Origin of the sequence: Caldicellulosiruptor naganoensis, assembly GCF_026914285.1 — a bacterium.
GTDB lineage: Bacteria > Bacillota > Thermoanaerobacteria > Caldicellulosiruptorales > Caldicellulosiruptoraceae > Caldicellulosiruptor > Caldicellulosiruptor naganoensis.
The window spans coordinates 347501-361985 of record NZ_CP113864.1; the positions used below are offsets into that span (position 1 = coordinate 347501).

General features: G+C 37.3%; 8 protein-coding genes, 2 rRNA genes and 3 pseudogenes (1 of these 13 only partly in view). 11 read left to right on the top strand and 2 right to left on the bottom strand.

Annotated features, from left to right (window positions below; all coding sequences use genetic code 11):
* The 8 genes and pseudogenes from OTJ99_RS01635 to OTJ99_RS01675 form a co-directional block, all read left to right on the top strand.
* A 23S ribosomal RNA gene (locus OTJ99_RS01635) occupies positions 1-1715 on the top strand; it begins 1253 nt to the left of the window's first position.
* Positions 1716-1777: 62 nt separating this feature from the next.
* A 5S ribosomal RNA gene (rrf, locus tag OTJ99_RS01640) occupies positions 1778-1894 on the top strand.
* Positions 1895-2194: 300 nt separating this feature from the next.
* Positions 2195-2866: an HAD family hydrolase gene (locus tag OTJ99_RS01645; protein ID WP_045165938.1), complete on the top strand. Its 672-nt coding sequence runs from the start codon at positions 2195-2197 to the stop codon at positions 2864-2866.
* Positions 2867-2879: 13 nt separating this feature from the next.
* Positions 2880-5150 (top strand): glycoside hydrolase family 65 protein, encoded by a 2271-nt coding sequence (locus OTJ99_RS01650; protein WP_045165939.1) that lies wholly within the window; start codon positions 2880-2882, stop codon positions 5148-5150.
* A gap of 238 nt (positions 5151-5388) precedes the next feature.
* Positions 5389-6614 (top strand): annotated as a pseudogene (locus tag OTJ99_RS01660) (ABC transporter substrate-binding protein).
* Positions 6615-6920: 306 nt separating this feature from the next.
* Positions 6921-7604, top strand: a complete 684-nt coding sequence (locus OTJ99_RS01665) for a carbohydrate ABC transporter permease (protein ID WP_235374853.1) — start codon at positions 6921-6923, stop codon at positions 7602-7604.
* Between the two features lie 21 nt (positions 7605-7625).
* Positions 7626-8461 (top strand): annotated as a pseudogene (locus tag OTJ99_RS01670) (carbohydrate ABC transporter permease).
* 88 nt (positions 8462-8549) lie between these two features.
* Complete coding sequence (locus OTJ99_RS01675; protein ID WP_045165940.1) at positions 8550-9569, top strand: LacI family DNA-binding transcriptional regulator; 1020 nt, start codon at positions 8550-8552, stop codon at positions 9567-9569.
* A 129-nt stretch (positions 9570-9698) separates the two neighbouring features.
* Here OTJ99_RS01675 and OTJ99_RS01680 read toward each other — a convergent pair whose 3' ends face one another.
* Positions 9699-12017 carry a glycoside hydrolase family 65 protein gene (locus OTJ99_RS01680; RefSeq protein ID WP_269015412.1) on the bottom strand — a complete coding sequence of 773 codons (2319 nt, stop codon included), beginning with the start codon at positions 12015-12017 and terminating at the stop codon, positions 9699-9701.
* A gap of 526 nt (positions 12018-12543) precedes the next feature.
* Here OTJ99_RS01680 and OTJ99_RS01685 point away from each other — a divergent pair.
* Complete coding sequence (locus OTJ99_RS01685; protein ID WP_045164478.1) at positions 12544-12771, top strand: hypothetical protein; 228 nt, start codon at positions 12544-12546, stop codon at positions 12769-12771.
* Between the two features lie 75 nt (positions 12772-12846).
* On the opposite strand, the pseudogene OTJ99_RS01690 reads toward OTJ99_RS01685, so the two are convergent.
* Positions 12847-13154, bottom strand: a pseudogene (locus tag OTJ99_RS01690) (IS256 family transposase); the annotation flags it as partial.
* A gap of 17 nt (positions 13155-13171) precedes the next feature.
* Between OTJ99_RS01690 and OTJ99_RS01695 the strand changes: the two are divergent.
* Both OTJ99_RS01695 and OTJ99_RS01700 read left to right on the top strand, forming a co-directional pair.
* Positions 13172-13342 carry a hypothetical protein gene (locus tag OTJ99_RS01695; RefSeq protein ID WP_269015413.1) on the top strand — a complete coding sequence of 57 codons (171 nt, stop codon included), beginning with the start codon at positions 13172-13174 and terminating at the stop codon, positions 13340-13342.
* Between the two features lie 15 nt (positions 13343-13357).
* Positions 13358-13990 carry a hypothetical protein gene (locus OTJ99_RS01700; protein WP_269015414.1) on the top strand — a complete coding sequence of 211 codons (633 nt, stop codon included), beginning with the start codon at positions 13358-13360 and terminating at the stop codon, positions 13988-13990.
* Positions 13991-14485: the final 495 nt, after the last annotated feature.

Genomic DNA, 14485 nt, shown 5'->3' on the forward strand with positions numbered 1-14485 from the left:
AGAGCGGTAGGGGAGCGTTCTGCGCTAGGGTGAAGCCCAAGGCGTAAGCCAGGGTGGACGAGGCAGAAGTGAGAATGCCGGAATAAGTAGCGAGAGGCAGGTGAGAAGCCTGCCCGTCGGAAGCCCAAGGTTTTCTGGGGAAGGCAAATCCGCCCAGAGTTAGCCGGGACCTAAGGCGAGGCCGAAAGGCGTAGCTGATGGGCATCAGGTTGATATTCCTGAGCCACCTGCCGGAGGTTATCCTACGGGGCGGGACGCAGGAGGAGCAGGCAACCGGGGGGTTGGTTGACCCCGGCCAAGCGGCGAGCGGGGGTGTGTAGGCAAATCCGCACACCCGACAACCGTGAGCCGTGATGGGGAGCCGAAGGTAAAGTAGGCGAAGTGCCGTGCTTCACACTGCCAAGAAAAGCGTCGCGTAGGCGAAGGCAGGTGCCCGTACTGGAAACCGACACAGGTGGGCGAGGAGAGTATCCACAGACGGACGGGTTAAGCACCGCTAAGGAACTCGGCAAACTGACCCCGTAACTTCGGGAGAAGGGGTGCCCTGAGGTGATGAGCTTCAGGGTCGCAGGGAAGAGGCCCAAGCGACTGTTTATCAAAAACACAGGTCTCTGCTAAGCCGAAAGGCGAGGTATAGGGGCCGACGCCTGCCCGGTGCTGGAAGGTTAAGGGGAGGGGTGATGAGCTCCGAACCGAAGCCCCAGTGAACGGCGGCCGTAACTATAACGGTCCTAAGGTAGCGAAATTCCTTGTCGGGTAAGTTCCGACCCGCACGAAAGGCGTAACGACTTGGGCGCTGTCTTGGCGGTGTGCCCGGCGAAATTGTGGTACCAGTGAAGACGCTGGTTACCCGCGGTTGGACAGAAAGACCCCGTGGAGCTTTACTGCAGCCTGGCACTGTGTTTTGGTGTGCCCTGTACAGGATAGGTGGGAGGCTGAGAAGGGGAGGCGCCAGCTTCCCTGGAGCCGCCGGTGGGATACCACCCTGGGTGCACTGGGGCACTAACCAGACACTCTGAACCGAGTGATGGGACACTGCCAGGTGGGCAGTTTGACTGGGGCGGTCGCCTCCTAAAGGGTAACGGAGGCGCCCAAAGGTCACCTCAGCACGGATGGAAATCGTGCGGTAGGAGTGCAAAGGCGTTAAGGTGGCTTGACTGTGAGACCGACAGGTCGAGCAGGGACGAAAGTCGGGCTTAGTGATCCGGCGGTTTTCAAGTGGGAGAGCCGTCGCTCAACGGATAAAAGTTACCCCGGGGATAACAGGCTGATCTCCCCCGAGAGTCCCCATCGACGGGGAGGTTTGGCACCTCGATGTCGGCTCATCGCATCCTGGGGCTGAAGTAGGTCCCAAGGGTTGGGCTGTTCGCCCATTAAAGCGGTACGTGAGCTGGGTTCAGAACGTCGTGAGACAGTTCGGTCCTTATCCGCCGCGGGCGCAGGGTATTTGAGGGGAGCTGACCCTAGTACGAGAGGACCGGGTTGGACGGACCGCTGGTTTACCAGTTGTTCCGCCAGGGGCACGGCTGGGAAGCCAAGTCCGGATGGGATAAACGCTGAAAGCATCTAAGCGTGAAGCCCACCCCAAGATGAGATACCCCACACCCTAAAAGGGTGGTAAGGGCCCTGGAAGACTACCAGGTAGATAGGCCGCATGTGTAAGCGCTGTGAGGCGTTGAGCAAGGCGGTACTAATGGCCCGAGGAGCTTGACCGGTATAGCGCCTTACTCTATTCACTTGCGAGGCTGCTGAAAAAAGGTAAGAAGAAGCAAACAAATCCGGTGGCGAAAGAGCGAGGGAAACACCCGTTCCCATTCCGAACACGGAAGTTAAGCCTCGCAACGCCGATGATACTGTGCTGGCGACGGCACGGGAAAGTAGGTGGCTGCCGGATTTGTTTGTTTTATTTTTACTATAAATCGTTAAAAAATTAACAAAAACTTATACATTAGATGGTGGTTCTTGCTTTTTCAAAATTCTCTGATATCCTTCCTGACAAAACCACTCATTTTGACTTATTCATATCGCTGGTTATTTCATTTTCTTTGACAAAACCAACCTTATCGGGGTAACTTCTTCCAGTTAGGAAATGTAAAAGTTCTTCACGAAAATAATCGAAAACAATGTTGAAAACGATTCGAAAAATTTTATAATAGCTTTAGGAAACAACTTTAGTAAAGGGGCTTGCTACTTTATAGGAAAAATTAAAGCAGCAATTTTCGATATGGACGGAGTTTTGACTGATACTGTAAAGCTTCATTTCAAAGCGTGGAAAGAAATGTTCAACAATCATGGATACAAATTTGAATATGAAGATTACAAACAAAAAGTAGATGGGAAGCCCAGGATGGATGGGATAAAAAGTATTGTGGGAGATCTTTCCGAAGAGCAGCTTATTTCTATGGCAGAGGAAAAGCAGAGGTATTTTTTAGAGCTTGTCGAAACTGACAGTTTAGAAGCGTTTGAGGACGCAATTTGGATTTTGCAGTATTTTAAGCAAAACTCAGTAAAACTTGCTGTCGCATCCTCAAGCAAAAATACAAGCAAAATTCTGACAAAACTTGGTATTGATAAGATGTTTGATACAATTGTAACGGGCTATGATTTTAAAAAGGGCAAACCTGATCCCGAGATATTCTTGACTGCTGCAAAAAGGCTGAATGTAAATCCAAGAGAATGTGTTGTTTTTGAAGATGCAATAGACGGCATCAAGGCAGGAATTTCTGCTGGAATGCTTACAATTGGGGTTTGCAGAGATGGTCAGTTTGAAAGACTAAAAAACGCTCATTTTATAGTTGACAGATTGGACAAGGTTACAATAGAACTTCTTGAAAATCTTCACGAAAAGGTTTTTAAAATAGTTTAGGAGGTTTTTGTGCATGAAATTATCAGAACGCGAATGGCTGATTGAACAGGATAAATTTGAAGTTTCTGGCAAGTTTGAAACATGTTTTGCTCTTACAAATGGTTATATAGGGATAAGAGGAATTAACGAAGAAGTTTTTTGCGATGAAACTCCGGGAACTTACATTGCTGGTGTCTTTGATAAGTCAGGTGCACAGGTGACAGAACTTGTCAATCTACCAAATCCGATTGGTCTTAGGATATATATCAATAGAGAGTATTTGAATCCCTTGAAATGTGAGATACTTGAATTCAAAAGAGTTTTAGACTTAAAACAAGGTGTTTTGTACAGAAAATTGAGACTGAAAGATAACAAAGGTAGAATTACAACTATAGAAGGATTCCGCTTTGTAAGTATGAATAATAAGAATCTAATTGTTCAGAAGTACAATGTTGTGTGCGAAAACTATTCGGCAGTTTTAAATATTGAAAGCTTTATTGACGCAACTACTGTGAATTCTAAGGATGTTCCGAATGACAGGGTGAAGCATTATGAGATAGATAAAAAGAAGGACTTTGCAGATGGTATATATCTTGGTATTACTATAAAGGACAAAAAGTATAAGGTAGAAATAGCAAGTTCGACAAAAGTTTCCTTGAATAACCAAAGATGTCATTTTAATAGGTTTACAAAAGATTTAGGATGCATTATTACAGAAAACTTTGAGGTTGAAGCAAAGCAAGGAGAACGTTATGAGATAGAAAAACTAAGTGTTTTGGTGTCCTCAAGAGAAAAAAACGTTGGAGATGTTTTTGAAACTTGTACTAATAAATTGAAAGAATTCAAAACAAAAAGTGCTGAGAAGCTACTTTTTGAGCATATAGAGGAATATAAAAAACTTTGGGATGTTGCCAATATTGATATAGTTGGAGATGAAGTTGCCAACAAAAGTGTAAAGTTCAACATCTTTCATCTTATTAGCATGGCAAATCCAGAAGATGAACATGTAAGCCTTGGTGCGAAAGGACTTCAAGGTGAAGGTTACAAAGGACATGTTTTTTGGGACACTGAAATATTTATGCTTCCGTTTTATATCTACACAAACCCTGCAGCAGCTAAAGCGATGCTTATGTACAGATACAACTTGCTTGATGCGGCAAGAGAAAATGCAAAGAAAAATGGCTACAAAGGTGCTCAGTTCCCGTGGGAGAGTGCAGATACAGGCGAAGAAGAAACTCCAAAGTGGGGATATGACTATCTCGGAAATCCAGTTAGGATATGGACTGGTGATATAGAATATCACATCTCTGCGGATATTGCATATGCAGTTATGAACTATGTGGGCGCAACTGATGATATAGATTTCCTTTTAAATTACGGTTCAGAGATTATAATTGAGACAGCAAGGTTTTGGGCGTCAATCTGTAAATACAACAAGGAAAAAGGTAGGTATGAAATAAACAATGTTATAGGCCCTGATGAATTTCACGAACACTGCAACAACAACGCATACACAAACTATCTTGCTAAGTGGAATTTACTCAAAGCATCAGAACTCTGCAATCTGCTTTTGGAAAAATATCCAAAGTATTTTGAGAAGTTATCCAAAAAGATAAACCTATCTGATGAAGAACCTTTCGTATGGCAAGAGATAGCTTCAAAGATTTATATACCATACTATCCCGACAAAAAACTAATTGAACAGTTTGAAGGGTATTTCAACCTAAAAGATTTTGTTATAAAAGAATATGACCAGAATAATATGCCAGTCTGGCCAGAAGGTGTAGAACTCGACAAGCTGAATAACTACCAGCTAATAAAACAGGCAGATGTTGTAATGCTTCTTTACCTGCTCGGTGAAGAATTTGATGATCAAACAAAGAAAATAAATTACGACTACTATGAGAAGAGAACTATGCACAAATCGTCTTTGAGTCCGAGCATATACGCTTTGATAGGTGTCAGGGTTGGTGAGACAAACAGAGCATATATCAACTTTATGCGAACAGCTTTGACAGATCTTGAAGACAACCAAGGGAATACTCATTTAGGTATTCATGCCGCATCACTTGGTGGTACATGGCAAGCTTTAGTATTTGGGTTTGGTGGCATTAGCTTAGAAAAAAATGACATCCTAAATGTCAATCCATGGCTTCCTGAAAAATGGGAAAGCTTGAAGTTTAGTATTTGGTGGAAAGGAAACCTTTTTGACTTTACAATTACAAAAGATAATGTTGAGGTCAAAAAAAGGGTTGAAAAGGGAAGTGTAAAGCTAAAAATTAAAGGGCAAGAAGTTACCATATAAACAGTTTTCCCTGTGAAAAGCAAAGATGAGTGCTTTTCACAGGGGATTTGTTTTTCGAAAATAGTTTCGATAAATGTTAAGGCTATCTTGGAACTATGGCAAAATAGTTTATGATATATAAACAAAAAACAAAAATTTTTTAAGATAAATATGGACAAAAATAATAACTTGTTGTATAATAAAATTGTCAAAAACATTTCCGAAAATATTTAAGTAATCTCAAATGATGTTTGATTTTATGAAAAGGTTGGTAGCAGGTTTACTTATTTTAGTGTTTATTATCTCCTTGAGTATTGGGATTGCAGTTTCACAAAAGAGTGCTTATGCTACATCAAAAATTACATTAAAGCTTGGTGCGTGGGCATCTTCTCCTGCTGAGAAGAAGATTGTCCAAAACCAAATTGCAGCGTTCAAAAAGCTATATCCCAATGTTGATATTAAATTAGTTGAGATTGTCGGTGACTATAACCAAAAGATGCAGCTACTTACGGCATCAAAGACAGAGCCTGATATCTTTTACATGGATTCAATGCCAGCATGGCAGTATATTGCAAAAGGTGTTTTAGAACCGCTTGACTATTGGATGAAAAATACAATGTAAAGACAATTGGATATGAATCATCACTTTTACAGCCATTTATCTACAAGGGTAAAGTATACGGTCTTCCAAAAGACTACAATACATTGGTCTTGTTCTACAACAAAGAGATGTTCAAACAAGGAGGTTTAACTCGTCCTCCAAGGACATGGCAGGAGCTAAAAGATTATGCTAAGAAACTTACAACAGGCAAAGTTGTAGGTCTTACAATGAATCTTGAGCTTGCAAGAATTCAACCTTTTGCATATCAAAATGGTGGTAAAGTATTTGATGGCAGCAAGCCAGTCTTTACTGACCCGAAAGCTTTGGAAGGTTTCAAATTTGCACTTGACCTTTTCAAGGAAGGAATTTGTAAAACTCCAAAGGATTTAGGCGCTGGCTGGGTTGGGGATGCATTTGCAGACAAGAAAGCGGCTATGACAATTGAAGGTGGCTGGATGATTCCATTCTTGAACGAAAGAAAGATTCCAAAAGACTTATATGGTATTGCAGAACTTCCCGCAGGGCCAGCTGGCAAGTCAACAATGGCATTCACCGTTGCATATGTGATGAGCAAAAATTCAAAGCACAAGCCTGAGGCGTTCAAGCTCATAAGATTTTTGACTGGTGAGGGCGGACAGAAGTTTGTTGTTGAAGCAGGTTTGGCACTTCCTTCATTAAAGAGCGCAGGTGTGAACTTTGCTAAGACTTATCCAGAGAGAAAAGCGCTTGTTGATGGTGCAAAGTATGCACAAGTTTACTTCTATGGTCTGGATGGCACAAAAGTTGTAGACGTCTTCAACAAAGCATTTGAAGATTACGTTATTGGGAAAAAGTATGACCTAAAAAAGAACATAGAAGAGAGAGTAAAGCAGATTATGAAGTAAGAAAGTTTAAAGATTGACACATAGTAAGGCAGGCTTTAAACCTTGCCTTACTTTACAAAAGTATAATTGTAAGTTATAGGGGGATGTGAATAAAAAATGAAAAATAAAACAAAAGCTCAAGAGTATTTCACCGCATTTGTAATGCTTCTGCCGTATATTATATATTATATCATTTTTCATATTTTTTGCTTATCCCTTGGTAAAAGCGTTTATAATAAGCTTTCAGGAATTTTCGTTTTTGGGAGATACACCGCCCAAATTTGTTGGACTTTTAAATTACAAAGAAGCCTTGACAAGTAAGATGTTTTGGACTCGATTGTAAACACTTTTTACTATTCAATTTTGGTGGTTCCAACTCAGCTAATTATCGCTTTAATTTTAGCTGTGATAGTAAATGACAAGGTAAAGTTCAAAGACTTTTTCAGAACCACCTACTATCTTCCAACAGTTACCTCCCCTGTTGCTGTGTCAATAATATTCTTGTTTTTATACAAGACAGATGGTTTGGTGAATCAGATTTTAAGCCATATAGGTATAACTCCACGAAACTGGTTCAATGAGCCTTCATTTGTAATGTCCGCGATTGTCAGTGTGGCTGTGTGGGGTTCTGTTGGTTTTTACATGGTTACATTTTTATCAGGGCTCTCTACAATTCCTGACCAGCTTTACGAAGCTGCTGAGGTTGAAGGTGCTGGAGAGTTTACAAAGCTATTTAAAATTACAATACCACTTTTAAAACCTATGATATTTTTCAACACAGTTGTGTCATTTATAAGCACACTGCAGATGTTTGACCTCTCTTACATTATTGGTGGTTCTGATGGAGGACCGATGGGGGAAGCAATGACAATGGTTGTTATGATTTATAGAACAGCTTTCAAAGAGTTTAACATGGGCGTTGCATCAGCAATGGCGTTTATTGGGTTTGGAATTATTTTTATTCTAACATTGATTCAAAGGAAATTCTTTGGTGAAGAGATGTCATATTAAAAAGTGAAGGGGCTGAAAAAGATGTGGGACAGAAAAAATACATATGGGATTGGAGTAAAAATGATTTTTTATTCCATATGCATACTCTGGGCGTTGGTAACTCTAATTCCTTACCTTATAGCAGTCATTACATCATTAAAGCCAGTTGAAGATGTTACAAAATTTTCTATTGATTTTAACAAACTTACTTTTGATTCATATAGATATATCACACATGAATTTCCATTTTTAAGATGGCTTTTTAACAGTTTTGTTGTAGCAGTGGCTGTAACAGCCGGGAATATCTTGTTTAACTCAATGGCAGCGTATGCCCTTGCAAGACTTGATTTTTCTTTTAAAAAGGTTGTGTTTTACGTGATAATCGGCACAATGATGATACCAGGTCAGGTTCTTTTAATACCAATTTACCTTATATTAAATAGACTTGGGTGGATTGATTCATACAAAGGATTAATTATCCCGTGGCTTGTCAGTGCGTTTTATATATTCTTTATGAGACAATATTTCTTGACAATACCAAAAGACTTAGAAGAAGCAGCACTTATTGATGGACTGTCTCGCTTTGGGATATTCTTTAAAATATTTTTGCCACTTTCTCTACCTGCCTTGGCTACTCAAAGCAATATTTATTTTTGTTGGTAATTGCAACAGCTTTATGTGGCCAAGTATTATAGCATCTTCAGAAGAGCTCTACACCTTGCCTGTTTGGCTTAACTCTTTCTATGGTCAATACTATCAGTTTTGGAACCAGGTTTTAGCTGGGGCAATTTTGCTATCTTTGCCCACTATAATAGTTTTTGTGCTTTTTTCAGGAATATTTCGTAAAAGGTATTGTAACATCAGGGCTTAAGGAGTAATTATGATATTGAATTTACCAAGGAAGAGAGTGTATAATTAATTTCAAGGTTTTAGCAAAATATTTCAAAAACAGAGGGAGAAAATATAATGAGAAAGAGCAAGAATGTGACAATAAAAGACATTGCGAAAGCTTTAGGACTGTCGCCAAGTACTGTATCAAGAGCTCTTAATAACTATTCAGATATAAATCCAGAGACAAGAGACAAAGTTATTGAAATGGCAAAAAAATTAAACTATGTTCCAAATATCTTTGCAAAAGGTCTTGTGACAAACAAGACAAAGCGAGTAGGACTTTTCATAGAGGATTTAGAAAGAGAGGGAATATATGGAGTGTTTTATTATGAGATACTTACAAGTTTTAGGAAAGCTGCTATGGACAATGGTTATGAGGTTGTGCTCTTGTCAACTACTTCAGAAGAGCAAAAGAGAGTCCACTTTGACACAGTTATGCAGGAAAAACAGCTTGAGGGTGCTTTTATAATGGGACTAAAAACTGATGATGAATATCTAAATGAAATACAAAAAAGTACCTATCCAGTTGTTCTGCTTGATATTCCTATTAAAAATTCAAATATTGGGTATGTAACTACTGATAATCTCAAAGGTGCACAAATTGCAACAGAACACCTTATCCATCTTGGACACAGAAGGATAGGATTTTTAAACGGCCATAAGAAAGCATATGTAAGCCAAGAAAGACTGAATGGCTATATTTTGGCCTTGAGCAAAAATGGGATTAGAATAGACAATGAACTTATTGTCGAAGGTGATTTTACAGAAGAAAGTGGATATAAAGCAGCGGATTACTTTTTAGAAAAAGGTGTCACTGCAGTTTTTGCTGCATCTGATATGATGGCAATAGGGCTTATAAAGAGGTTTAAGGACCTTGGGGTTGAGGTGCCTGCAAAAGTATCCATTGTTGGATTTGATGATGTTTCTATTGCAAGGTATATAACACCTACACTTACAACAATAAGGCAGAATAAATCCGAGATGGGCAAGTCAGCTTTCTATTTGCTTTTGAATCTAATTTCGAAACAGCCCATAAATCATATTGTTTTAGAACCAGATCTTGTCAAAAGAGAGTCAACTGCAAGGCTGCGATGACTGTGTGTTATGTTTAGGTTTCTAAAAACTTTAAGGCTGTATGGGTTTTTTGAGTATGCCCCAAACAGCCTTAAGTTGTTTGTAAAGGCAATTTTTTAATTCCTATGTCTCAATTACAAATTCCTTTGCTTACCCACTTTTAAGCTCAAAAGTTTGGGAATAATGAGAAAGTAGGATAGCTTCACCAGCCAAGAGTGTATAAATTACCTTATTTTTGGTTATTTCTACTTTTATAGTACATCCCTTGTATTTGATCTTAAATGAGATATAATCAATACCTTCAGGAAGCTTTGGGGAAAACGAAAGTAAATCCTTACCTGTTCTCATGCCACCAAAGCCAAATACAATAGCCTGCCATGTTCCGCTCATACAGGCTGCGTGAATTCCGTCTTTTGTATTGTCGTTCAAATCCTCAAGATCCATTCTTGCAGTGTATCTAAAGTATTCATAAGCTTTTTCCAGAAGATTTAGCTCTGCAGCCAGTATACTAAAGATTGCTGGTGAGAGAGAAGAATCATGTGTGGTTATTGGTTCATAGTATTCATAGTTGTTTTTCAGATCTTCATAACTGAACTTATCTCTCAAAAGGTATATGAGTAGCAATACATCTGGCTGTTTGCAAATCTGATACCTGTAAATATCCAAATAATGCCAGTGCAGCAGTAAAGGAAACTGATCTTCTGGTATTTTAGACAGATCAAGTTTCTTTTTATAGATAAATAAATCATCCTGGGGAATTATCTTGAGCTTAGCATTGTACGGCAGGTACATGTTATCAGCTATCTTTTTCCAAAGTTCAATTTCTTCATCTGACAGTTTAAGCTTATTACAGAGTCTTTCAAAGGCTTCTTTATCTGTTTCTTTCAGTAGATTATATAACCTTGCTGCAAATTCCAAATTCATTTGAACCATGTAGTTTGTATAAGCATTGTTGTCAACAAGTGCTGTATATTCATCAGGACCTGTTACACAAAAGATACAAAACTTTCTATCCTTTTCTTCACTAAAGTGCACTAAATCTGCATAAAATCTTGCTGATTCAAATACAATCTCTGCACCATAGTTTTTAATAAAGTCAAGGTCATCTGTTGCTTCAAAGTACTTTTTAATGGCATAGACAATATCAGCGTTTATATGATATTGCGCAGTTCCGGCTGGAAAGTAAGCTGAACACTCTTTTCCCGCAATTGTTCGCCATGGATAAAGGGCACCACGATGATGAAGTTCTTTTGCTCTTTGTCTTGCTGCATCTAATAGATTGTAGCGGTGTATTAAAAGCATTCTTGCAATTTCTGGATGCGTGTAAATAAAAAACGGCATTATATAGATTTCAGAATCCCAAAAATAATGTCCACCGTAGCCTTCTCCAGTTAAGCCTTTTGCAGCAATGTTTGAAATACCGTTTCTACCTGTTGATTGAAGCAGCGAAAATAGGCTAAATCTTATAGCTTGCTGGATTTGGGGATCTCCTTTTACTACAACATCAGCGTTTTCCCAAAAAGCTTCCAAAAATTCTCTTTGTTCTTTCAAAAGGTTTTCAAATCCAATCTTTTTTGCCTCAAGTATTTCAGCAGCACAGCCCTCTTCAATCAAATCTTCTTCAACATCTCTTTGTGTAAAGTATGAAAAATATTTTGTCAAATTATATTCAACATCTTTTATTGCATCAAATTCAATCTCAAATATGACAAGATTTTTCCCTTTGTCAGCAAAAGATTTGTAGAAAAATTCTTTGATGCTCAAAACATGATCTACCATGCAGCCATACGAGAGTCTACTCTTTTTAGTTTTCTGCATTAAAAAACCATTAAGTTTATTACAGTAAGCTTTAATTGTCTCAAAAGGAAATTTTTCTATTCCAGAACCAACCCTCACATCTTCTGTCTCAAGTAGATTTGAAGAGTTTCCTTCTATTTTGCTTACAATTTTTATTCTGCCAGAAAAATTGAGAGGTTTTATTCTAATATTGATTGCTCCCAAATGCTGTCTTTTAAAACATGCAAGCCGCTCAAATATGATATAAATTTTCTTGCCGCTGTTAGATTCCCAGATTATCTTGCGCATAAACGTTCCGTTTCTCATATCAAGTTTTCTCACATGTTTGTCAATTTTTCCACTGAATAGATTAAATTTTTCACCATCAATTGTTATTTCAAATGTCTTTACATCAGCCACATTTACCATTGCTTCGCCACGCTTTGCAAATCCATATCCACCCTCTGGATAAGTTATATCATACTCTTCATAAAAGCCGTTAATATATGTTGCTTTAAAGCTCTGGCTTTTGTCAGGAAAATCTTCATCCAAGTTTCCCCTCAGGCCCAGATATCCATTTGCAACTGTAAATATGGTCTCAAGCATAAAATTCTTTTCAGGATGAAATCCCTCTTCTATTATGTTCCACTCATCTGGCAAAAATATAGGTTCCTTTTTGGGAAGCTTTCTCAAGCTGGATTCTCCTTTCGCAGCAAAATCTTTTTTATGTAATCATACCTTATTATAATTTTACAGTAAATAGCTGGAAGTTACTTTTTAAATATGTTTTGGGAATGCTACCGAAATATTTTCGGTAAAATTACATTCAAATAAAGCACAGAAAAAATATTCTTGCTTGTGAGCTACTATATTTGACATGGGAAATAATACAAGGTTTACTTGGTAGCCACCGAGGTTTGCTTATGTTTAATTGTGGAAGCGAAAGAAAATTGTAGAAATTTCAAGATATTTGGAGAAAGGAAAATTTTATATTGAAAAATTAAGTTTTATGTCAAGAAATTAGTTAAAAAAAGGGTTGACAGTATAAAGATGCGTGAGATAAGATTTACACATAAATTCCAGTGTATAGGTTAACAAAAAGAAAAGTTTTAGTACAAAATTTTATAAAAAAGATGGTAGCTCAATTAAAATACTAATGAATAAATTGATGGACGAAATGATGAAATATTACATGGAAGGGTAATGGAGAGATATTAAGATGCGTGGCAAGGAAATAGAAATTGGTGGCAAGAAGTTAGTGGTTACGAATGAGATTTTAAAGAGTACAGGGGGTAAGATATACTTTATTGTAGATTTTGAGACCAAGTTTGAAGAGCCTGACATATCTAAAATTCCTGTAAGAGCAGTTGAGATTAAGACAAATGAAGAGGAGTATCTTTTGAGGAGATACAATATTGTAGTAGGAGAGATAGAGAGGCAATGTTAAAAATAGGTTTTAATGGCAGGTATAAGGTATTACATTTTACCGATGGGATAGGTGGTTATATTATAGGGAGACTTGTCAAGAATTTTGTGTTTCCAATTTATAACGTAAGTTGTAAAGTTGGGTTATGTTATTGATGCATTTTCTAATACTGGGAACTCCATTTTTCCATTTTGTACGGCGTAAGTTCTCTTCTTGTTCCGTAAATATTAATTTCTAAGACTTTGGCAGCATTGATATATCCAACTGAATTTACTTTTTTACTTTTCAATCATGCTATTTACACAAAGGCGGCGTTTGTGGATAAGAATATGCTTTCTTAATTCCTCAGGGTATTTCATATGAACAGAATAAAACTCTGCTTTTTCTGATATTGCAGCAATAAAATCGAGGTGGTGATGCAATGCTTCATTTAGAAGTTTATAAAGGTGATAGTAGTAGACCTCTTACTCAAAGAAATAACAAAACTTACAAATATGTTCCAGATATAAATTATGAGCGCAGAAGCGATTTAATAAATCCAATGGATGTACTAAAATTAAAAACAAAAAGTGAAAAGGATGTTAAAAAATGAAAAAAAAGAGCATTTGTGCTTCTATCAATTTTTGTCGGAATAACAATTATTGCTGTGGGAATGTTTTTAATCTTTAAAGATGACCTTTTTGTTTTTAGAAATAACAAGCATATTTATGCAAAAGGTGAGCCAGTTTTGGTAGAATTAAAATATGAATTTGCAAGGGAAGAATTGATAAAAAAAGTAGGAAAACCCAAAAAGGTTAAGAAAGAATGGTGGGGTGCTTATGGTGATTATGTAGAATATTGTTACTATGATTGGGGTAGCATTATATTAGCACCAGGTGTTAAAAAGAATTCATATTATGTAATAGACGCAGAGATTAACAAGAGAGGAATAAAAGGACCGAGAGGAATTGAAGTAGGAGATAGTTATAAAAGAGTGATAAATAAATTTAGATATAGTCCAGAAAAAATTGGTGGTGTAGAATATCTATACTGTATCAAACCAAAAACAAGCAACAAAGATAACACCCATGGTTTAAAATTTGATTCTACTAATGATATCGAGCAATATGGTAGTATAATCTATAACGAAAAAGGTGAAATTGACAGCATTTATTACCAAGACAGTTCCTATTATAAAATTGAATTTAAAATATCAAAAGGCAGAGTAAAGCAAATTGTGGTACATTATCATGATACTTGAGAAGGTGAAATCAAAGCATATCCAATTGAAATCAAAATTGATGGTAAAGAGAAAATAAGTTGTTTTGTCATTAATTATATACCAAAAGATAGTTCATTTTGTGAGACTATAAATAATTTTGTGAAAATATGAAGTCCTCCATCTTGGTAAGAACCAGAATATAAACAAGAATATAAGAGATGGAGTTTTTTTTATTTATTTTTTAGGGGTTGTTGAATAAAAGATATTAACTTTGAACTTTAATGTACATGGAAATATTTTTTACTATTGTATTTTGTTAGGTATTTCCTGAATTAAAACTAAATATGAAGTAACTTTTTCTTTTGTTACCATGTTTACTCTATATGGCTATTTCTGTTATTCAACAACCTCATCAGTAATTTTAAAACATTACAAACCATTTAATTAGTTTTCGCCTTAACTTCCGTTTATATTTTGCATATTAAACAAATTTAGTAACAAATATATGAAAAAATTCATCAATATTATATATTG

Excerpts from the sequence above, each read along its gene's own strand:
- OTJ99_RS01650 (WP_045165939.1), top strand. The coding sequence starts at position 2,880 with ATGAAATTATCAGAACGCGAATGGCTGATTGAACAGGATAAATTTGAA.
- OTJ99_RS01675 (WP_045165940.1), top strand. The coding sequence starts at position 8,550 with ATGAGAAAGAGCAAGAATGTGACAATAAAAGACATTGCGAAAGCTTTA.
- OTJ99_RS01685 (WP_045164478.1), top strand. The coding sequence starts at position 12,544 with ATGCGTGGCAAGGAAATAGAAATTGGTGGCAAGAAGTTAGTGGTTACG.
- OTJ99_RS01695 (WP_269015413.1), top strand. The coding sequence starts at position 13,172 with ATGCTTCATTTAGAAGTTTATAAAGGTGATAGTAGTAGACCTCTTACT.